The sequence below is a fragment of the Flavobacterium sp. HSC-61S13 genome, from assembly GCF_024171535.1.
In the GTDB taxonomy this organism is placed as follows: Bacteria; Bacteroidota; Bacteroidia; order Flavobacteriales; family Flavobacteriaceae; genus Flavobacterium.
The window spans coordinates 1-21,426 of record NZ_JALJZV010000005.1 but is presented as its reverse complement, the minus strand read 5'-3'; the positions used below and the strand labels follow the sequence as shown (position 1 = coordinate 21,426).

Genomic DNA, 21,426 nt, shown 5'->3' with positions numbered 1-21,426 from the left:
CTATAATACATACAAAACTCTCCATCACATTGGGGAGTTTTGTGTTTACAAAGGCGGTTTGTCGATAAAAGCATGTGTTTCAAGTTTGTCAAAATAGAATTAGGTTTCTTTGTATATTACTTGCGTTTTATGAGAGGAATATTAGTATGTTGAATTTTGCCACACGAAAGGATTCGTGCGGCAGCGGGGATTCGTGCGGTAGCGGGGCAACTCCTCTTTTTCGGATGGGACTATATCCATTAAAATATAACCATAGTTATCCACCTTTCAGTCCTAAAAGTAAATAAAGAATCATATGTTATATAAAAGAAAAGGAATATGTATACTGTTGTTTATTACATTTTTACTAAATGTTAAGTGTAAAGGACAGGAGACAGAAGAGAAATTATGTAAGGAATCATTTTCAAATGCTGTAAAAAAAATAAATAGTTCATATTTACTAGAAGAAAGTAGAGAGGGAAATCTATTAGAAGCTTTGGAATATTTAGAAATTTCAATTAAATGTTTAGATAGAAGGATTCAATCCGTTGATTTAAAAATTGAAATTTTATTAGGATTAGGAAAATATAAGGAATTATTTCTTTTTGTAAATAGTCTAGAAGAAAAGGATTTTAAAATGACTTATACAAAAGAAATGTATTTAAACTTGGCTCAAGGTTTTTTATGTCATAACGATGTTAATTGTAGAGAGAAATACTTTTCAAAAAGTTTAGAAGCGATTGAAAAGTATCAAGAGCAAGAAAATGTTTTTAAAGAAGAGGTTTTCTATGATTTGTTTTTTATTAAATCTAAAGTGCTTTCTAAAGAAGAGTTTTTGAAACAGGGAGCTATATATATGAAGAAATATCCACAGCATAAGGAGTTTTTCGAAATATTAGGCAATTCTTTTTTTGAAGATGAGCAGACAAGTTTTTCAATGTAAAAATAGTACTCCCCCGCTGGTGTGTGAGTATTAAAAATATCCGGCTACGCTACCGCGCGAGTCCGCTCGCGTGGTCTATTTTAAAAACTAAAACGCTCAATTATGTTGAGCGTTTTGTGTTTACAAAGACAGTTTATTGATAGAAGCATGTGTTTCAATTTTGGTAAAATAGAAATAGGTTTCTTTGTATATTAGATGAATTTTAAAAGAGGAATATTAGTATTTTGATTTGCCACACGAAAGGATTGACTCTGTCGAATTTCATTTCGTGCGGCAGCGGGGGAGTCCTCTCGCGTAGTCTATATAAAATAGAAAAACTCTCAATCATGTTGGGGAGTTTTTGTGTTTACAAAGGCAGTTTATCGATAAAAGTAGGTCTTCCAACTTTGTCAAAATAGAATGAGGTCTTTGTGGTTTAAGAGTAGAATATTAGTATATTGAAATTTGCCACACGGAAGGATTGACTCTGTCAAATTTTATTTCGTGTGGCAGCGGGGGGGGTAAATTTTAAAACTTCAATAGATGGAATGGATAAAAGAATTGGTTTTCAATACAAAAAACTTGATAACCCAAGTGAATAGCAGATTTAGCTTTATGTTATTTCTCTGTTTCTTCGTTTCTTGTAAGGAAAAAAGGGAATTTGACTTATTTATTAATGATTTGACTAATAATAATGCAGAGATGTGGAATCATTTTTCTGTAGATAATTCAATGGGAATAGTGAATAAACTTTCTTATTTGTTTTATAAAGACGGACGTTGTGAAATTTACTCAATTAGTATAAGGAATGGGGAGAGACTGGCACAATATTCAGATAGACCAATCTGGAAAATGGAAAGTGATAGTATCATTGAGATGTTGTGCTATAATAAATACAAAATAGTTTCTTACGGGCGAGATTCAATAGTACTTCGAAAAACAGAAAACCCTGGTGTCAATGAAGTAATGACACTATATAGAGTTAATGCAGAATGGAATATAAATCAGAAGAGTGTTATTCGTAGAGATTCATTAGAGGTCGCATTGAAAGGAAGAGATAATCCTTGTGTTATTTATTAATACGATTTAAAGTATTACGATTCGAGTATCAGTATATTTTTGAGCGTATACCCGTTAGCGGATCCCCCGCTGGTGTGCGAGTATTAAAAATATCCGGCTACGCTACCGCGCGAGTCCTCTCGCGTAGTCTATATAAAATAGAAAAACTCTCAATCATGTTGGGAGTTTTGTGTTTAAAAAGGCAGTTTATCGATAGAAGTAAGTCTTCTGGTTTTGTCAAAATAAAATGAGGTTTCTTTGTATATTACATGCGTTTTGAGATAGATGTGTTAATATAGATTGCTTTGCCACACGAAGGGATTGACTCTGTCGAATTTCATTTCGTGCGGCAGCGTGGGATTACATCCGAACTTTAGATAGTTTTAATTCAAACTTTAGTAAAATATTTAAAAGTATAATAGCATGAAGTTAGATGTTTTAATATTGTATTTAGCAGTGCTTACATCATGTTCTGATAAAAAACGTGATTGTGAAGTTGATAAAATAAGTTTAATTCAAGAGTACAGTACAGCGAATAAAACTATAACTCTCAATAAAATAGAACAAGGAGCCTTTGGAGAAAGTATTAACCTTAAAATATGCGACGAGAATAATAGTATAATAGAAGAAATAAATATAAGGGGAGAGGATTCTCAACCTAAATTAGACAGTGTTTTTGGGAAAAATTTGTATATAAGTTATAGGTACCCAAGTTCAATACATGAAGAGGGAGTGATTTTTGAAATTCCTTTTAATAATGTTGTATTAGGAGATGGATTATTTAATAAAGATGTTCTGAAATTTAAATATTTTTTTTCTGGCATATATGTTAAAGAAATGTAACGTTAATTGCCCCCGCCGGTGCGCGAGTATTTAATATATCCGTCTAGGCTACCGCGTGAGTCCTCTCGCGTGGTCTATATTATACAAAAACTCTCAATTATGTTGGGATTTTTGTGTTTAAAAAGGCAGTTTATCTATAAAAGTATGTGGTTCAACTTTGTCAAAATATAATAAGGTTTCTTCTTAATAATACTCCTCTTTTGATGAAAATAGATTAATATAGTTAGTTTTGCCACATGAGGGATTGATTTCGTCGAATTTCAGTTGGTATGGTAAAGTCTTTAATTACCAGACGAAAGGATTGACTTCGTCGAATTACATTTCGTGCGGTAGCGGTGTAGCAGGGGAAATCTTCTACAGTTGTTCCTGTTCATCCAAGTTCAACAACGTTTAAATAATTGAATATGACAGAAGAACAAAAAAAATTCGATTTATACTTAATTGTTTTAAGGTTTTTAGTTTTTAAAATAACTAATAATTTAAATAGAATTTACCTCGAAATTGATTTAAAGAAAAATAAAATGTTATTGACAGCATTTTATTTCGCTCCACCATCAGAATTAGAATTGGAACTACTAGATGATATTGTTACAAATAGTAATGCTCATATTCCGAATTTATTTATTGTTAGTCAAGTTAAATTGGTGGCTGATTATGATCAAAATGATATTTATGATTTTATAGTATTTGCAGTATACAGCGACATTAACGAAGGATCTCTATAACTATAGTTAGAGTTATGCTGACCCCGCTGGTGCACGAGTATTAAAAATATCCGGCTAGGCTACCTCCTCGCTGGTGCGCGATTGTTAAAGATGTCTGGATACGCTACCGCGCGAGTCCTCTCGCGTGGTTTATATTAAACACAAAAACTCTCAACTATGTTGAGAGTTTTTGTGTTTCTAAATAATGGTTTATTTAGAATTATGATTAGTAAGTATTCTGCTTTTTTCAAAATAGGATAGGTCTCTTCGCACGTTACTATGATTCTTAAAGAATGTTAGGAGTGAACTAGTAGTTTTACCTTCTATAGATATACTCTCGTTCGACGATTTGATTTTTTGCAATTCTTTCAGCTTGTAATGCCCGGAGTTCTACTCTTCGGATTTTCCCACTGATGGTTTTGGGTAGTTCGCTGACGAATTCGATCAGTCGCGGCATTTTGTATGGAGCTATATGCGTTCTGGAATAGGCAAACAATTCATCGGCCAGTTCTTTCGAACCCAAACTAAAATCTTGTAGCACGACAAAGGCTTTAACTTCAAAACCCTTTGCTTCGTGCGGACTTGCTACTACTGCCGATTCCAAAACTTTTGTGTGTTCCAATAAAACACTTTCAACCTCAAAGGGGCCAATTCGATAATCGGAAGACTTAATAACATCATCATCTCTACCGACAAACCATATATACCCATCTTCATCTTGATAGGCCTTATCTCCGGTGAAATATACACCGTTGCGAAATACTTGTCTTTCGCGTTCTTTATCGTATAAATACCCTTTAAATAGTCCATTAAGGCGCTCCGTGCTAGTTTTTACGCAGATATTTCCTTCTTCATTATTCGGTATTGGATTTCCTTCATCGTCTGCGATGATGATTTCATATAAAAACGTCGGTTTTCCCATCGATCCCATTTTTAACTTTTTACCGGGAAGATTGGCAATCATACAAGTGCTTTCCGTTTGTCCAAACCCATCGCGTATCAAAATTCCTGTTCCCTTTTTCCATTGTTCGATAATTTCGGGATTTAACGGTTCTCCTGCGGCGACACATTGTCTAAATTTAAAAGTATAAGACGTGAGGTCTTCCTGTATAAATAATCGTAAAACCGTTGGAGGGGCGCAAAGGGTTGTGATTTGATGTTTTTCGATCAGTTGTAGTGTTTTTGCTGCATTAAAACGTTCGGTTGTATGGTGTGCAAATACAGTTGCACCAACATTCCATGGAGCAAAAACACTACTCCATGCAAATTTTGCCCAACCGGGTTGTGAAATGTTATAATGTATATCATCGGCAGTAAGCCCAATCCAAGAAGCTGTTGTCAAATGACCGATGGGATGACTCCAATGGGTGTGACACACAATCTTCGGTAAACCTGTAGTTCCAGATGTAAAGAATAAAAAAAGATTATCATCAGCTTGAGTTTTCGCAGCCTCTGCAGTGCTTGCTTCCAGTTCGATTTCGTCTAGTGATACCCAACCTTCTCGCGTTCCTTCTGCAATGATTTTTACGGTGATTTTATGATTACCTAGACGTTCTGCCTCGTCTATTTTAGCCGCATTGTCCAAATCGGATATGATAACTTTTGGGGTGGTTTTTTCGATGCGATATACCAAATCCTGAACACCGAGTATACTAGCGGCAGGAACCAGTTGCAAACCGCCTTTTATCGTAGCCAAAATGGCAATCCAATTGATGGGCTGAAACATCATTTGGGTTAATACGACATCACCCTGAACGATGCCCTTGTTTCTTAAAAAACTAAGCAATTGATTATATCGTTGTTGTAAGTTCTTAAAAGTAAAGTGGAGTGTTTCGGTTTCATTGGTCCACAATAAAGCCGTTTTATCAGGATGGTTTTTGACGTGAATCGCTTCAAAAACTTCGGTAACCCAATTGAAATACAAGGGTTTTTTTAATTCTACATGATTTAATGCTTCGTAATCTTGTAAGGAAATCAATTCGCTGATTTTTTTAAAATAATCCGTCATGATCAAAATGAAATAAGGGGTTGATACTGTGTTTTATAAATATATTGAAATATTTGGTATATCCCTAGAGCTAAATGTTAATTTGCCTATACGTCCATCAGCGTATCAGCGTATTAGCATCTAATGCCTATATGTCCATTCGCATATACGCCCATTCGCCCTTACTCGTAAAAATGGAACAGCCTTCAACTTATTCGCGTATCAGCGTATTCGCCCATCAGCGTATCAGCATCTAAAGCCTATATGTCCATTCGCAGATACGCCCATTCGCCCTTACTCGTAAAAATGGAACAGCATTTAGCTTATTCTCGTATCAGCGTATCAGCATCTAAAGCCTATATGTCCATTCGCATATACGCCCATTCACCCTTACTCATAAAAAAGGAACAGCATCTAGCTTATTCTCGTATCAGCGTATTCGCCCATCTGCGTATCAGCATCTAAAGCCTATATGTCCATTCGCACATACGCCCATTCGTTCTTACTCGTAAAAATGGAACAGCCTTCAACTTATTCGCGTATCAGCGTATCAGCGTATCAGCATCTAAAGCCTATATGTCCATACGCCCATTCGCCCTTACTCGTAAAAATGGAACAGCCTTCAACTTATTCGCGTATCTGCGAATTCGCCCATCAGCGTATCAGCATCTAAAGCCTATGTGTCCATACGCCCATTCGCCCTTACTCGTAAAAATGGAACAGCCTTCAACTTACTCGCGTATCAGCGTATTCGCCCATCTGCGTATCAGCCTATAAAAGTATCCGCTAAAAAAAACGTATTTTTGTTCAAAATTCTTATATATGTTTTCCTTGTCTATTAAAAACCGCATTGCTTTCTATTACATTTTGGGAACGGCTTTTTTAATTTTGATTTTGTTTATTGTGGTACATCAAATTGTATCTATAACTCTCAATAAGCACATAGACGATAATATACAAACAGAAGTGCAGAAGCACCTATCGGAATACCAATATGTCGATGGTAGAATAGAGCTTTTGTATGAGGACGAGTGGATGGAACGTGAGCACAATGCCATTGATGTCAACCCGGTCTTTGTCGAATTTGTATCGGAACAGGGAATTTTATTTGAAAAATCACCTAACCTAAAGGACAAGGAATTGCTTTTTGACAAAGGGTTTACAGATGGAGATTTATTTGATACTACTTTAGAGCATAAACTAATTCGTCAAATCCAGGTACCTATTTATGAGAAAGGCGACAAGGTGGGTTATCTGTTGGTAGCCATGTCTCGTGAAAATGCGGTTATGGTCATTTTAAATCTCGAACGAATACTGTTGTTTGCCTATCCATTTGTATTGGTGGTTTTATTTTTTCTGGCTCGGATCATTGCTGGAAAAAGCATACGACCGGTACAAAGTATTATAAAAACGTCGCGTCGAATTTCCGAGCGAAACTTGTCTGAGCGCGTTCCTTTACCTCAAAATAAGGATGAGTTATATGAGTTGACTTTGACGATTAACAGTCTGTTGGAGCGCATTGAAAAAGCTTTGGAACGCGAGAAAGAGTTTACTTCACATGCTTCTCATGAATTACGCACACCATTAGCTGTCCTTCAGGGTACCTTAGAGGTATTGATCCGAAAACCAAGGGAGCAAGGCGAATACCGAGAAAAAATTGATTTTTGTATAGCGGAAATCAAACGGATGAATACTTTAGTCGATGACTTGCTTTTATTGGCACGCATAGAAAATACTCAAAGCGAGATCAACAAAGAGCCATTGTACTTACGTCAATTGATGGAGGAAGTGATACCGCGCTTTGGCTGGGCTATACAACAAAAAAACATTGAGATACAGGTCTTTTTAGATCATGCACCTGCGGTTTATACCGACAAACATTTGTTTGTGATGATGTTAAATAATTTAATATCCAATGCGATTAAATACAATGTCGACAACGGAAGCTTGTTGATTACTTTTACTGACAAAGCAGATCGGGTTGAATTGATCATTTCCGATAGTGGAATTGGTTTTCAACAATCGGCACAGGAGGTTTTTAATCAATTTTTCCGTGCTCAAAATGCGATTGATTCTCAGGTGAAAGGCACGGGTTTAGGACTTTCCATCGTCAAAAAACTCGGTGAAATACTACAAATCCAGATTGATATAAGTAGTGTATTGAATAAAGGAACTGAAGTAAGACTTATTCTAAATAAACCGATCTAATCCATTTCTAATTGTTTCTTAAGTCTAGCTTAAGGAAACTGTCCAATATCGAGGGTAATTTTGTAAAAAAATAAACAATCATGTTGGAAGGAATGATCAAATTTAGCTTGAAAAACAAGCTTATAATTCTGCTTTTTACATTTGGACTAATTGGTTTTGGACTTTATTCCGTGACGCAACTTTCTATAGGTGCTGTTCCCGATATTACCAACAACCAACTTCAGGTGATTACCACTTCGAGTACCTTATCCACGCAAGATATAGAGCAGTTTGTGACCTATCCGATTGAGATTCAAATGGCGAACTTACCGGGCATAAAAGAAGTTCGATCGATTTCTAAATTCGGTTTATCGGTGGTGACCTTAGTTTTTGAGGAAAGTATGGGGACCTATTTGCCGAGGCAATTGGTAGCGGAGAAGATCAAAATTGCCGCAGAAGAAATTCCAGAGGGGTTTGGGAGTCCAGAAATTGGTCCGATAACAACGGGTTTGGGAGAAATTTATCAATATACCTTAGAGGTTAAACCCGAATTCAAAGACCGTTATACGACTACCGATTTAAGAACCATTCAGGATTGGATCGTTCGCAGACAATTATCGGGAATTCCCGGAGTCGTGGAGGTCAACACTTGGGGGGGACATCTAAAACAATATGAGGTAGCGATCAATACGGCTCAACTCAAAGCGATGAACGTTTCGGTGCAAGAACTTTTTACGGCATTGGAAAGCAATAACAGTATTGCTGGAGGGGCGTATATAGAAAAGGAAAATCAAAGTTTCTTTATTCGAGGGGAGGGAAAAATCACTTCTCTAGATGATATTCGTGCTATAGTGGTAAAAAACCACAACAACCTACCCATTTTAGTAAATGATGTAGCTCAAGTGCGTTTAGGTAGTGCCAATCGTTTTGGAGCGATAACAGGGAATGGTGAAGGGGAAAAAGTTTTGGGTCAAATCATGATGATTAAAAACGGTAACTCCAAACAGGTTCTAAGCGCGGTAAAAGACCGTGTTGCTGAGGTGCAAAACCGACTTCCGGAAGGAGTTTATATCAATCCGTTTTTAGAGCGTAGTGAATTGGTAGGTAAAACCACTTTTACCATAGCAGAAAATCTAATCTTGGGTTGTTTGATTGTAATTTTCGTCGTGGTTTTACTGTTGGGTAATCTTCGATCGGGCTTGGTCGTTGCATCGGTTATTCCGTTGTGTTTGTTGTTTGCCATATCGATGATGAATCTCTTTGATATCGATGCCAATTTGATGAGTATGGGGGCGATTGACTTTGGAATCATCATCGATGGAGCGGTTATTATCGTCGAATTTGTCGCTTTTAAGATTGTGCGTAGTGGAGCCGATTTACGATTGTTACCCAAGGCAGATCGACAGGCAGCTATTGACGAAATCACGTTTAATAGCACCAATAAAATGATGAATTCCGCCTTTTTTGGGCAGTTAATTATATTGATAGTCTTTATTCCGATTTTGTCGTTAACCGGAGTAGAGGGGGAAATGTTTAAACCAATGGCCATGACCTTTAGTTTTGCGCTGATCGGTGCCATGATTTTGTGTCTGACCTATGTACCTGTTATTTCATCCTTAGTTTTAAAACCAACCGTTGAAAAAGAAAACTCTTTTTCAAAAAGGCTTATCAATCGTTTAAATCGTTGGTATCAACCGCTAATTGAATGGGCTTTAAAGCGCACTAAGGCGGTGTTGATCAGTGCTGGTGTATTACTGATTGTTGCTATAGGATTATTTATGAAGATGGGAGGAGAATTTATTCCAAAACTAGACGAGGGAGATTTTGTAATTCAACCGGTACTAAAGACGGGAACATCGCTTTCCAAAACCATAGAAATCATGACTAAAATCGAAAATATACTCTTAGATCGTTTTCCGGAAGTAGATCAAGTGGTCACGCGTATTGGTGCCGCTGAGGTTCCAACAGATCCGATGTCTATGGAGGAAACCGATGTGATTATTAAGCTGCATCCTAAAGGCGAGTGGACTTCTGCCAGCACTAAAGATCAGTTGGCCGATAAGATGAAAATGGAAATAGAAAAATTCATTCCAAATATGGAAATTGAATTTACACAGCCGATCGAAATGCGTTTTAATGAATTGATTTCTGGATCTAGGGCAGACATCGCTATTAAATTATTTGGAGAAGATTTGGACGTATTGAGTAAGATGGCGCATCAGATTCGTAACGCGATTGAGAATATTCCAGGTGCATCGGACATCATCGTTGAAAAGCAAGCGGGTTTAAAACAAATGAGCGTGGTCTTCGACCGTCAGAAAATAGCGCGATATGGATTGAGAATTGCCGATGTCAATGAAACGATTGCTTTGGCATTTGCGGGAAAGCAAGTCGGAAATGTATTTGAGGGAGAGCGAAAGTTTGATTTGGTGGTCAGATTAGATGAACAATATAAAACGGGTCTCGACGATTTAAAGGGATTGTATATAACAACGCCATCCGGCCAACAAATACCTTTAGAGGAGGTGGCGATGGTCAGTTATACCGAAGGACCGGCTCAAATTTCACGGGAAGACACCAAAAGGCGAATTGTAGTAGGTGTGAATGTGAGAAATCGCGATTTGCAAAGTGTTATTCTTGATATACAGAAAAAATTGGGGACGGAATTGCAAATGCCTGCGGGTTACTCGATTGAATATGGAGGACAATTTAAAAATCTACAAAGTGCTAAAGATCGCTTAATGATTGCTGTACCTGTCGCCTTGTTGTTGATATTTTTACTGTTGTATTTTGCATTTAATTCGATTCAAGAAGCGCTGATGGTCTATACAGCCATACCGCTTTCCGCAGTTGGAGGAGTGCTGTTTTTATGGATGCGGGATTTGCCCTTTAGTATCTCGGCAGGGGTTGGATTTATCGCCTTATTCGGAATAGCGGTTTTAAATGGAATTGTATTGGTGGAACACTTTAATGAATTGACCAAGTCGGGAATGAAAAATATAGATGAATTGATTATCAAAGGAACAACAGATCGACTAAGACCGGTATTATTAACGGCTTCGGCAGCGGCTTTAGGGTTTTTACCGATGGCTATTTCGAGTAATGCGGGGGCAGAAGTACAACGACCTTTAGCAACCGTAGTGATTGGAGGTTTGTTTACAGCTACCATCTTAACCATGTTGGTCTTACCGGTGTTGTACAAATTGTTGCGACTCAAACAACTTAAAAAGCAAAAGAAAAGTGCCTTGCCGGCCTTGATTGTAATTGGTTTATTGGGAATGAGTACCACAACTTATGCACAAGGTCCAAGTGAATTAGAACACTTAATTGCGACTGCTCAAAAAAACAATAAAGGTGTGTTGGCTTTGGATAAGAAAACCGCTCGTGCAAAAGCAGAAATAAAAACGGCCTATTCGATTGAAAAAACCAATGTTTATTACAGTTTTGACGAAAACAATAAAGCGGATAACGACAAGGCACTTCGGGTTTTTGGAGTAGAACAAAAAATCAGTTTCCCAACGGTTTATCAGGCTAAAAAGAAATTAGCTCAGGCGAATTATACCGTTGAAGATGCACAGTCCACTTGGGATAAGACGCGATTGTCCTATGGAGTTGCGGGCTCGTACTATCAGGTGGTTTACCTAAAGAATAAATTGGAACTTTTAGAACAACTGGATAGTTTGTATCACAACTTCTCCTACGCCAGTCAACGCAAATTTGAATTGGGGGAAACCAATTATCTTGAGAAGATTACCTCTCAAGCCAAGTACCAGCAGGTAAAAGTACAGCTCAATCAATTAAAAAAAGAATTGCAAATTGAGAATCAGAAGTTACAAGCTTTGGTGCAAGGGCCAGATAGTATTGTGGTTTTGCAAAAGCGTTTGGAATGGGAATTTGGTTTGGAAGAGCCGTTGGTAAGAGATAGCTACGAACAACTACTAGAAGCAAAGTCGGGACAATTTTCAGCAGCGATTAAACAGCAAAAACAAGCTTATATGCCCGATTTGACCTTTGAATATTTTCAGGGGACCAACAAGCATTTGCCTCAAGCGATGTATGGTTTCCAGGTAGGTGTTGCGATACCCTTGTTTTTTGGAGAAACCAAAGCGCAGGTTAAGGCTTCCAAACTCGCTGCAGAAGGTTGGGAATTCGAACGCGAAAATTTAGAAATCACGATGAACCAATTTGTGAAAAATCAACAATCTGAAATTGCAAAAGCAAAGGAGGGTATGGATTATTTCAAATCATTTGGGAAACAAATGGCCGATGAACTCTTTAAAGTAGGAGCGATGAGTTATCAAAACGGTGCAATTGATTTCTTTCAATACATCAGCAGTATTGAAAATGCCCTAGCTTTAAGACAAGAATACCTCGAAAATCAATTGCTTTATATACAAGCCAATCTTAATCTTTACTATTTAAACTACTAATATGACCACTAAAAACATACTATTATTCGGATTTCTGGCTTTGTTTTTATCGTGTAACAAAACGACAAATACAACGGAAGATCAACAGCAATCAACACTTGCTGCAGACGAACGCCTCATTACGCAAGAGCAGTTTCAATCTATTGGAATGAGTTTCGATACACTGACTAATTACACCTTTAGAGATGAAATCGCTGCAACGGGACAAATTGATGTAGCACCACAGTTTAAGGCTAAGGTCAATGCCATGTTAGGCGGGTACATCAAAGCAATTTTAGTTGCAGAGGGGCAATATGTAAAACAAGGGCAGGTCGTTGTTCAGATGGAAAACCCGGACTTAATTGACATCCAAAAAGATTATCTAGAGACCTATGAGCAAATCGGGTATTTAAAATCGGAATTCGAAAGACAAAAAATGCTGTTTGAAGAACGGATTGCTTCTCAGAAGAATTTTTTGCAAGCACAAAGCGAATATAGAACTGCACAGGCGAAATTAAAGAGTATCACCGCAAAATTAAACTTGCTTAATGTCGACTTAAAAGCGGTGGCTCGAGGACAGTTTTCCTCTCGTGTAGCTTTGGTAGCTCCGATTTCAGGAACGGTAAACCAAGTTACGGCGGCCATAGGGATGTTTGTATCTCCTGAACAATCCATGATCGAGATTGTCGATACGCGGGCTATGCAGTTAAACTTAAAAGTCTTTGAAAAGGATATTGATAAAATTAAAGGGAATCAAGATTTGACTTTTCAGATCTCGGAGACATCTTTAAAGAGTATTCCAGCAACGATTTTTTCGATCGGTAAAACCATTGATGAAACCAATAGAACGGTTTCTGTGGTAGCACATTTTCCAAAAGAATATCAGGAGGGGGTGTTTTGTGGCATGTTTGCAGAGGCAAAAATTGCTACTTCAGAGCGAATTGCTTTGGGAGTTCCCACTAAAGCCGTGGTGACAGAGGGCGATTTAAGCTATGTTTTTATTTTGGATCGCAAAAGTGAAAATAATATGATATTGAAAAAAATCAATGTGCAAATTTTACTAAAAAATGAAAAATATGCTGAAATATTCGCTAAAGAGTTGAAAAAAAACACAAAAATATTAGTTAATGGTGTTTATGACATAAATGCGGTGTAGGTTAAAAATGACCCAAATTGGCAGAAAAGTATTAATTAATTCTTAAAAAAACAATTAAATCTTTTTTTGGTATATTCTTTGAATCTTACAATTGTGAAAAGAAAATTTGAGTAATATGATATTAGCACTTACTATATCTTTGTTTCCGAGCTCTGGAATTGAGCCGAACAACGAAAAACGCTCTAAGGATTCTAGAAAGAATGCGAAAGATAATGGTTCAAAGAAAAAGAATGAAGATGAGTCTTTTTTTAAAGCAGTGGGCAATGAACCTTTTTGGAATATTTCCATTAGTAAAAAGGGAATAATTTATTCTGCATCAAAAGCAGATGAGACAATAGTGTTTCCGTATGTTGATTCGATACAGGTTGGAGAAACCAAAGTGTATAGAGCACAAACGAAAAGAGAGGAAATTGAGATCGTGATTTATGAAGAGTTGACTTCTGATATTTTCACTGGAATTGAATATGATCATTCGATAGCGGTACATCTGAAGAGAAATACACACAGCAATGAAGTGGTTTCCGATTTTGCTGGATACGGTTATTATATTTTTGAACCTAAATTATCAGGTAGTTGGATTTTGCAATCTTTCGAGGATAAGAAAGTAGAGGATTTAAATATTGATCAAATTCCATTGATTAATATTGATGTGAGCACCAAGAGTTTTTCAGGTAGTGGTGGTAATCATATTATTTATGGTGACCTGGCTTGTGAAGGCGACGGTATACAATTTAAGAATATTATGGCTCCCGAAAAATCAGTTGATGAATTTGTTCGTGAAAAAGAGCTTTTAAATGTATTAGAACATTCTAATAAATTTAAATTGGTTGAAGACGAATTGCACTTGTTTATCGATCACGAGCGCAAGATGGTTTTTAGAAGAGATACTTATGTCTCTCTATAATTAAGTTAGATTTTACAAAAAGTAACCGGGGCTATCTCAAAGAGATAGCCCCGGTTTTTTATAAGATTAAGTTGCTGGTTGCTGTTTCCGGTTTGAGCTATGATTTTTGTATTTCAATCTGCTCTTCCATGGTTTTATAGGCGGCAACGATTTTTTTAACCAAACGGTGTCTCACGATATCCTTGTCGTCTAAATAGATCATTCCGATTCCCTCAACATCTTTTAGAATATGCAGGGCTTCTTTAAGTCCTGAACTAACTTTTCTCGGTAAATCGATCTGTCCAGGGTCACCGGTGATAATAAACTTTGCATCTTTTCCCATACGGGTTAGAAACATTTTCATCTGAGAGTGTGTGGTATTTTGAGCTTCATCTAAAATGACAAAGGCATGGTCTAATGTACGTCCTCTCATAAATGCCAGCGGAGCGATTTGAATAACTCCTTTAGCCAGATAATCTTCTAGGGTTTGCGGAGGTAACATATCCCGTAAGGCATCATAAAGCGGCTGCATATACGGATCGAGCTTTTCCTTCATATCTCCGGGTAAGAAACCGAGGTTTTCACCTGCTTCAACCGCGGGACGGGTCAAAATAATGCGTTTTACTTGCTTTTCCTTTAAAGCTCGTACGGCTAAAGCAACACCGGTATAGGTTTTTCCTGTTCCTGCGGGACCTATGGCAAAAACCATATCGTTGTTTTCAACGAAATGTACCAAGCGTTGTTGATTCGGTGTTAGTGCTTTGATTAGTTTTCCTCCAACTCCATGGACCAGTATTTTATCACTGGGGTTCATCTGTTGTGGTCCATCATCCATAACGATCCGTTCCATCGAATTTTCATCCATACGGTTGTATTTCGAAAAAAACTTCACCAAGCGATGAAATCTCAATTCAAATTCATCGAGGATTTCATCCTCCCCATATATTTTTAACAAAGAGCCTCTCGCTATTAGTTTTAATTTGGGATAGAGGCGTTTAAGAGTTTCTAAATGGGTATCTTGTGGTCCCCAAAATTCTTTAGCTGTAATTTCTGTTAGTTCTATAGTTCTTTCGTTCAAATGGGGTGAGATTTAATTAAAAAATAAACTAATTTTGCAATTACTCAAAGCTAATACAAAAATTCTATACTATCGATCAAATAGTAAAAAATATATAATGGAAACTATCATTACTTTAACAACAGATTACGGAACGAAAGACTATTTTGTCGGTGCGATTAAAGGAAAAATAATTTCCTATATTCGTGATTGTCAGATTGTTGATATTTCTCATTGTATTGATTATTTCAACATCAGTCAAGCGGGTTATGTTATTTCAGGAGCCTATCAGAATTTTTCTAAAGGCACCATACACATCATTGGTGTAGATGCTGAATTGACTGAAATTAGTCGACCATTAGCCATGTTTTTAGACGGTCATTATTTTATTTCTGCAGACAACGGTATTATGAGTTTTCTGACCACGGACAAACAAGCGGATCAAGTGGTTTATCTCGATTTTGAAATCGGAACGCCATCTATGGATGTGTTTATTGCAAGCGCAGCTAAAATTGCCGAGGGAACACCGCTAGCTGAATTAGGGCAACCCGCTGAGACCATAGTTGGAGTTAGTGAACTAAAAGCGGTAGTGGCGAAAGATAATGACAGCATTAGAGGTAATATCATTTATGAAGATCACTTTGGTAACGCAGTCAGTAATATAACCCAGAAAATGTTCGATGAGATTAAAGGGGAAAGAAACTTTATAATAAATGTAAAAAACCGACCGATTAAGAGAATAAATAAGTATTTTTCCGACTTTAAAATTACGGATTCCGCATCTTTAAAATCTAGAGAAGGGGAGTTACTCGCTATCTTCAATGAATTGGGCTATTTGCAGTTTTCACTCTATCGCGCTAATCCATTGACTACCGGTTCTCCTAAGATCTTGTTGGGACTGGAATATCGAGATACTATTACCATTGAGTTTGATGAATAACAAAAAGAGATATTATGTTTGTTAGAATTGTGAAAATGAGTTTTCATGAAGAAAAAATACCGGTTTTTTTAGCGCATTTCGATACGGTAAAAGAAGTTGTGCGTCATTATCCAGGCAACCAGTTTTTAGAATTGTATCAGGACAAAGAAAATCCTTCGATCTTTTTTACCTACAGTTATTGGGGGCAGGAGAGTGACCTTGAAGACTACCGAAAATCCGAAACCTTTAGAGAAATTTGGTCGTTCGTTAAAACGCTTTTCAATGATAAGCCACAGGCTTGGAGTGTAGATAAAATAGTTACTTTACCCTAAAATTTAAAGATGAACGCACTTTTATTTCGCGAAATCAAATCCTTTTTTGGCTCCTTAATGGGCTATCTTGTTATGGCTGTCTTTTTGGTGTTAAACGGACTCTTCCTATGGGTTTTCGACGGTAATTACAATATTTTACAAAGCGGTTATGCCGATATCAATCCGTTTTTTAGCTTGGCACCCTGGATTTTAATTTTCTTGATTCCAGCTGTCACGATGAAGAGTTTTTCTGAAGAGATAAAACAAGGTACTATGGAGCTGTTGTTGACCAAACCACTGCGTATCTGGGAAATTGTTATGGGTAAGTTTTTAGGTGCTTTTGTGCTGATCGTAATGGCGGTAATTCCTACATTGATTTATGTGTGGGTTGTATCAGATCTGTCGTTGGCAGGTACCCATTTTGATTGGGGAAGTACATGGGGATCTTATTTTGGATTGTTATTCTTAATCGGTGCTTATACGGCAATCGGAATATTTGCTTCTACCTTATCAGAAAATCAAATCGTATCCTTTATAATCGCTGTGTTGCTGTGTTTTTTGTTTTTTGTAGGTATCGATGAATGGAGCAAAATAGGAGGCAGCTGGAGTGGTATTATAGCTAACTTCGGAATAAATTCTCATTTTAAGAGTATGGGGCGCGGTGTGTTAGACACTCGAGATATACTGTATTTTGTTAGTTTCGCTATATTCTTTTTGAGTGCGACTATTTTTAAAATTAAATCCATGAAAAAGTAATGAATACAAAACGCAAACAGCGCATTATATCGTTATTGGGAGTTGTTGTACTGCTGGTTTTAGTCAATGTATTGGGATCTTATGTCTTCAAGCGTTGGGATTTAACTCAGGATAATCGTTATACCTTGTCGGAAACTTCGTTAGAAGTGATTAAAGGGGTTAAGGAGCCTTTGTTTGTCGATGTATTTTTGGAAGGACAATTTCCTCAAGAATTCAAGAGGTTGCAAACGGAAACCAGGCAATTGCTCGAAGAGTTCAAAGCCTATAATTCCAATATTAATTTTCAGTTTATCAATCCGATTGAATCGGAGGATGAAAAGATGGAAACCGCTCGAGCTTTGTTTGAAGCGGGCATGAAGCCGATTAATATCACGGTAGCTGATAAGGGAAAACAGGTACAGGAAATGGTTTTTCCTTGGGCTGTTGCCACTTACGGTACAAAAACAACACAAATCCCATTGTTGAAAAACATGATGGGGGCGAATACTGAAGAAAAAGTAATTAGTTCTGTACAGCATTTGGAATATGCGATTACCGATGCGATTCATCGAGTTATCTCGGAAAAACAAAAGAAAATTGCCATTATCAAAGGTAATGGGGAATTGGATGATCATTATATAGCTGATTTCTTGAAGTCAGTACGTGAGAATTATTTTATCGGACCGTTTACTTTGGATTCTGTAGCGACAAATCCGGTGCGTAGTTTAGAGGAATTGCAGAAGTATGACCTGGCGATAATTGCGAAACCGAGCAAGCAATTTTCTGAAGAGAAAATTGAAGTTTTGGATCAGTTTATTATGAATGGCGGAAAAACGATTTGGCTGATTGATCAGGTTCAGGCAGATATGGATAGTTTAAACCAAACTGGAGTGATGATGGCGTATCCGAAAGATCAAAGTCTGGGAGAAATGTTATTTAAGTATGGCGTACGCGTGAATCCGGTGTTGGTTAAAGACGAACAAGCAACTCCGATTAAACTGGCGGTGGGACGTCAGGGCAGTGAAACGCAATACGAGGAATTTCTATGGAAATTCGCTCCTTTTGCGTATCCTCAGGGAGATCATCCTATAGTTAAGAATATCGAAGGGGTTAAGTTTGATTTTGCCAATGCCATCGATACTTTAAAGAATGGAATTCATAAAACGATCTTATTACAGTCATCTCGTAATTCTGCAGCGGTTGGTACTCCGGCACAGATATCGTTGGATATGGTAAATGAAGAAGTGACTCCGGCGGATTATCAAGACAAAGGGTTTTATAATTTGGCCGTATTACTAGAGGGTAATTTTAAATCGGTCTATCAAAATCGGATTTTGCCATTTAAGCCAAAAAACTATAAAGAACAGAGTCCTGCGAATCAAATGGTGGTTATTGCAGATGGCGATGTAATTAGAAACCAATTGGATCAAAATTTTCAACCCTTAGAGTTGGGCTATGATAAATGGACTAATAAACTCTATGGAAATAAAGAGTTTTTACTGAACACGGTGAATTATCTCCTGGATGACTCGGGACTTATTAACATCCGTTCAAAAAATGTCAGCTTGCCCTTGTTGGACAAACAAAAAGTATATGAACGTTATAGCTATATTCAAATAATAACTGTCGGATTACCACTGTTTTTCCTTTTAATTTTCGGTTTGGGCTTCACTTTTTATAGAAAGAAACGATTTGCGCGTAAGTGTTAATAAAAATTCTTTTATAATTGGTTATAATCCGATATATTTGTAAAATGTAAAAGTAATTTTACACCTAAAAAAGCAAAATAACATGAAGTTTATTGTATCGAGTTCCTATTTGTTAAAACAATTGCAGATTCTTGGAAGTGTTATCAATAGTAGTAATACTTTACACATTTTAGATAATTTCTTATTCGAATTGGATAATAGCGAATTAAAAGTTTCGTCTTCCGATTTAGAAACAACCATGTCTGCTAAGCTAGAAATAGAATCTACCAGTCAAGGAAGTATCGCAGTTCCGGCGAAGTTATTATTGGAAACATTAAAAACTTTCCCAGAACAACCTTTGACTTTTACCGTTAAAGAAAATAATACCATAGAGATCAGTTCTGATTTAGGGAAATATGTTTTGGCTTATGCGCAAGGAGATGAGTTTCCGAAGGCAGAGACTTTGGAAGATCCTTCTACGACAGGAGTTCCGGCTGAGGTTTTGGCAACAGCGATCAGTAAAACGATTTTTGCAGCAGGAAATGACGATTTACGTCCAGTGATGTCTGGAGTGTTTTTTCAGTTCTCTCCAGAGGGTTTGATTTTTGTAGCTACAGATGCTCATAAATTAGTGAAGTACTCGCGTGCTGATATCAGTTCTTCGAGTCAAGCTAATTTTATCATGCCTAAAAAGCCGTTGAATATTTTAAAGAATATCTTGATGACTTCGGATGCAGAAGTGAAAATTGAATACAACGATTCCAATGCACAGTTTTCTTTTGAAAACTATACGTTGACTTGTCGTTTGATCGATGGTAAATATCCAAACTACGAAGCGGTTATTCCAAAGGAGAATCCGAATAAATTATTGATCAATCGTGCGCAATTTTTAAGTTCAGTACGTCGTGTAGCTATTTATGCTAATAAGACTACGCATCAGATTCGTTTGAAGATTGCGGGTACTGAGTTAAATATTTCTGCGGAAGATATCGATTATTCGAACAAAGCAGATGAGCGTTTGACTTGTGACTACCAAGGAGACGATATGCAAATCGGATTTAACTCTCGTTTTTTGACAGAGATGTTAAACAATCTACAATCAGATGAAATCATGTTGGAAATGTCTTTGCCAAATCGCGCGGGGATTTTAACTCCAGTTGATGGATTGGATGAAGGAGAAACCGTAACCATGTTGGTTATGCCGGTAATGCTAAACAATTAAGGTTTTACCTGTTTAAATATAATAAAAAGTCCGATGATCGATCATCGGACTTTTTTGCGTAAATCGAGAATCGTAAATCGAGAATCGTCGGTTAGTGTGAATCTCTTACTCCTCATATACAGATAGCTTTTTATAAACTTGAACCCTCTAGTTGCTCGTTGCTAATTCGTGATTCGTTAGTCGAAAATCGTGATTCGTCGGCTATCGTTAATTTCTCACTCCACATATATAGATACTTTTTATAAACTTGAACCCTCTAGTCACTCTTTGCTAATTCGTTATTCGAAAATCGTGATTCGTCGGCTGTCGTTAATTTCTCACTCCTCATATATAGATACTTTTTATAAACTTGAAGCCTCTAGTCACTCTTTGCTAATTCGTTATTCGAAAATCGAGATTCGTCGGCTATTGTTAATTTCTCACTCCTCATATATAGATAGCTTTTTCACAAACGAGAACCCTCGACTCCCAAATCCCGACTTTCGATTCACGTGCTAGTTACTGATCACCGATTACTGATCACCGATTACTGATCACCGATTACTGATCACTAGAACAATCGGCTTTTCACTAACGATAACCTTCGAATCACAAATTCCGACTTTCGATTCACGTGACTCCTCTAGTCACTGATCACTGTTTACTGATTACTATAGTAATTCGCTTTTCATAAACGAGAACCTTCGAATCACCAATCCCGACTTTCGATTCAAGAAATAATAAAAGAGGTAAAACAACGGATACTAGTCAGTTAAGAAAAGAGCGTGAGAAATACCAAAAATAAAAGAATAAAAGATTAGGAATGCTGGTAAAAAGGCCTACTTTTGCACTCGCATTACCGCAGAAGTTCTTTGAGAAACGGAGTTAAAAAATAAGAAACAAGAATAAAGAGTTCGCTCTTTAAAATTTTATAAAAATTAAATTTGTTTCTTAAATAATTAAAGTTGTATCTTTGCCATCCGCAAGGAAACAACGCTCTGACACATTATTGACAAGTAAATAAAAAGAAATTTTTTTCTAACAAAAAGCTTGCCATTTAAAAAAGAAGTTGTAGTTTTGCATCCGCTTTGAGAGACAAGCGAAAGACAAGAAGACACGTTCATAGACATATTGAATTGACAGCAAATAAGAGAGAGTAAGGAAATCGCAAGATTTCAAGAATTAGCGCAAACTATCTAAACATATTAAAAAAATACGATGAAGAGTTTGATCCTGGCTCAGGATGAACGCTAGCGGCAGGCTTAACACATGCAAGTCGAGGGGTAGAGGAAGCTTGCTTCCTTGAGACCGGCGCACGGGTGCGTAACGCGTATGCAATCTACCTTTTACAAAGGAATAGCCCAGAGAAATTTGGATTAATGCCTT

General features: G+C 37.1%; 15 protein-coding genes and 1 rRNA gene. 14 read left to right on the top strand and 2 right to left on the bottom strand.

Features of this window, described 5'->3' with window-relative positions:
- The first annotated feature begins 295 nt into the window (after positions 1 to 295).
- The 4 genes from L1275_RS06210 to L1275_RS06195 all read left to right on the top strand — a co-directional run bounded on the left by L1275_RS06210 (position 296) and on the right by L1275_RS06195 (position 3,528).
- The gene (locus tag L1275_RS06210; protein ID WP_253470915.1) at positions 296 to 922 is read left to right on the top strand and encodes a hypothetical protein; all 627 of its coding nucleotides are present in this window, start codon (positions 296 to 298) and stop codon (positions 920 to 922) included.
- Positions 923 to 1,444: 522 nt separating this feature from the next.
- Positions 1,445 to 1,981, top strand: a complete 537-nt coding sequence (locus tag L1275_RS06205) for a hypothetical protein (protein WP_253470913.1) — start codon at positions 1,445 to 1,447, stop codon at positions 1,979 to 1,981.
- Positions 1,982 to 2,383: 402 nt separating this feature from the next.
- On the top strand, positions 2,384 to 2,803 hold the full coding sequence (locus tag L1275_RS06200) for a hypothetical protein (protein ID WP_253470911.1): 420 nt from the start codon (positions 2,384 to 2,386) through the stop codon (positions 2,801 to 2,803).
- Between the two features lie 404 nt (positions 2,804 to 3,207).
- Positions 3,208 to 3,528, top strand: coding sequence for a hypothetical protein (locus L1275_RS06195; RefSeq protein WP_253470909.1), 321 nt, complete (start codon positions 3,208 to 3,210; stop codon positions 3,526 to 3,528).
- 295 nt (positions 3,529 to 3,823) lie between these two features.
- Here L1275_RS06195 and L1275_RS06190 read toward each other — a convergent pair whose 3' ends face one another.
- Positions 3,824 to 5,515, bottom strand: coding sequence for an acyl-CoA synthetase (locus L1275_RS06190; RefSeq protein WP_253470907.1), 1,692 nt, complete (start codon positions 5,513 to 5,515; stop codon positions 3,824 to 3,826).
- Positions 5,516 to 6,316: 801 nt separating this feature from the next.
- Between L1275_RS06190 and L1275_RS06185 the strand changes: the two genes are divergently transcribed.
- The 4 genes from L1275_RS06185 to L1275_RS06170 all read left to right on the top strand — a co-directional run bounded on the left by L1275_RS06185 (position 6,317) and on the right by L1275_RS06170 (position 14,150).
- The gene (locus tag L1275_RS06185) at positions 6,317 to 7,702 is read left to right on the top strand and encodes a HAMP domain-containing sensor histidine kinase (protein WP_253470905.1); all 1,386 of its coding nucleotides are present in this window, start codon (positions 6,317 to 6,319) and stop codon (positions 7,700 to 7,702) included.
- A gap of 80 nt (positions 7,703 to 7,782) precedes the next feature.
- Positions 7,783 to 12,111, top strand: a complete 4,329-nt coding sequence (locus tag L1275_RS06180; RefSeq protein ID WP_253470903.1) for a CusA/CzcA family heavy metal efflux RND transporter — start codon at positions 7,783 to 7,785, stop codon at positions 12,109 to 12,111.
- A 1-nt stretch (position 12,112) separates the two neighbouring features.
- Positions 12,113 to 13,246 (top strand): efflux RND transporter periplasmic adaptor subunit, encoded by a 1,134-nt coding sequence (locus L1275_RS06175; protein WP_253470901.1) that lies wholly within the window; start codon positions 12,113 to 12,115, stop codon positions 13,244 to 13,246.
- 115 nt (positions 13,247 to 13,361) lie between these two features.
- Positions 13,362 to 14,150 carry a hypothetical protein gene (locus tag L1275_RS06170; RefSeq protein WP_253470899.1) on the top strand — a complete coding sequence of 263 codons (789 nt, stop codon included), beginning with the start codon at positions 13,362 to 13,364 and terminating at the stop codon, positions 14,148 to 14,150.
- Between the two features lie 97 nt (positions 14,151 to 14,247).
- Here the strand turns inward: L1275_RS06170 and L1275_RS06165 are convergent, their stop codons facing one another.
- Positions 14,248 to 15,207 (bottom strand): PhoH family protein, encoded by a 960-nt coding sequence (locus L1275_RS06165; RefSeq protein ID WP_253470897.1) that lies wholly within the window; start codon positions 15,205 to 15,207, stop codon positions 14,248 to 14,250.
- A 97-nt stretch (positions 15,208 to 15,304) separates the two neighbouring features.
- On the opposite strand from L1275_RS06165, the gene L1275_RS06160 reads away from it, so the two are divergent.
- The 6 genes from L1275_RS06160 to L1275_RS06135 form a co-directional block, all read left to right on the top strand.
- Positions 15,305 to 16,126 (top strand): S-adenosyl-l-methionine hydroxide adenosyltransferase family protein, encoded by an 822-nt coding sequence (locus L1275_RS06160; RefSeq protein WP_253470895.1) that lies wholly within the window; start codon positions 15,305 to 15,307, stop codon positions 16,124 to 16,126.
- 14 nt (positions 16,127 to 16,140) lie between these two features.
- Positions 16,141 to 16,437, top strand: a complete 297-nt coding sequence (locus L1275_RS06155; protein WP_253470893.1) for a putative quinol monooxygenase — start codon at positions 16,141 to 16,143, stop codon at positions 16,435 to 16,437.
- 9 nt (positions 16,438 to 16,446) lie between these two features.
- A complete protein-coding gene (gene gldF, locus L1275_RS06150) occupies positions 16,447 to 17,172 on the top strand; it encodes a gliding motility-associated ABC transporter permease subunit GldF (RefSeq protein ID WP_253470891.1) in 726 nt (241 codons plus the stop codon).
- The gene (gldG, locus tag L1275_RS06145; RefSeq protein ID WP_253470889.1) at positions 17,172 to 18,860 is read left to right on the top strand and encodes a gliding motility-associated ABC transporter substrate-binding protein GldG; all 1,689 of its coding nucleotides are present in this window, start codon (positions 17,172 to 17,174) and stop codon (positions 18,858 to 18,860) included. Before gldF ends, gldG begins: the two co-directional genes overlap by 1 nt.
- A gap of 82 nt (positions 18,861 to 18,942) precedes the next feature.
- On the top strand, positions 18,943 to 20,061 hold the full coding sequence (dnaN, locus tag L1275_RS06140) for a DNA polymerase III subunit beta (RefSeq protein ID WP_253470887.1): 1,119 nt from the start codon (positions 18,943 to 18,945) through the stop codon (positions 20,059 to 20,061).
- Positions 20,062 to 21,255: 1,194 nt separating this feature from the next.
- Positions 21,256 to 21,426, top strand: a 16S ribosomal RNA gene (locus L1275_RS06135); the annotation flags it as partial.

Excerpts from the sequence above, each read along its gene's own strand:
- L1275_RS06205 (WP_253470913.1), top strand. The coding sequence starts at position 1,445 with ATGGAATGGATAAAAGAATTGGTTTTCAATACAAAAAACTTGATAACC.
- L1275_RS06200 (WP_253470911.1), top strand. The coding sequence starts at position 2,384 with ATGAAGTTAGATGTTTTAATATTGTATTTAGCAGTGCTTACATCATGT.
- L1275_RS06160 (WP_253470895.1), top strand. The coding sequence starts at position 15,305 with ATGGAAACTATCATTACTTTAACAACAGATTACGGAACGAAAGACTAT.
- dnaN (WP_253470887.1), top strand. The coding sequence starts at position 18,943 with ATGAAGTTTATTGTATCGAGTTCCTATTTGTTAAAACAATTGCAGATT.
- gldF (WP_253470891.1), top strand. The coding sequence starts at position 16,447 with ATGAACGCACTTTTATTTCGCGAAATCAAATCCTTTTTTGGCTCCTTA.
- L1275_RS06190 (WP_253470907.1), bottom strand. The coding sequence starts at position 5,515 with ATGACGGATTATTTTAAAAAAATCAGCGAATTGATTTCCTTACAAGAT.
- L1275_RS06155 (WP_253470893.1), top strand. The coding sequence starts at position 16,141 with ATGTTTGTTAGAATTGTGAAAATGAGTTTTCATGAAGAAAAAATACCG.
- L1275_RS06180 (WP_253470903.1), top strand. The coding sequence starts at position 7,783 with ATGTTGGAAGGAATGATCAAATTTAGCTTGAAAAACAAGCTTATAATT.
- L1275_RS06175 (WP_253470901.1), top strand. The coding sequence starts at position 12,113 with ATGACCACTAAAAACATACTATTATTCGGATTTCTGGCTTTGTTTTTA.
- L1275_RS06170 (WP_253470899.1), top strand. The coding sequence starts at position 13,362 with ATGATATTAGCACTTACTATATCTTTGTTTCCGAGCTCTGGAATTGAG.
- L1275_RS06185 (WP_253470905.1), top strand. The coding sequence starts at position 6,317 with ATGTTTTCCTTGTCTATTAAAAACCGCATTGCTTTCTATTACATTTTG.
- L1275_RS06195 (WP_253470909.1), top strand. The coding sequence starts at position 3,208 with ATGACAGAAGAACAAAAAAAATTCGATTTATACTTAATTGTTTTAAGG.
- L1275_RS06210 (WP_253470915.1), top strand. The coding sequence starts at position 296 with ATGTTATATAAAAGAAAAGGAATATGTATACTGTTGTTTATTACATTT.
- gldG (WP_253470889.1), top strand. The coding sequence starts at position 17,172 with ATGAATACAAAACGCAAACAGCGCATTATATCGTTATTGGGAGTTGTT.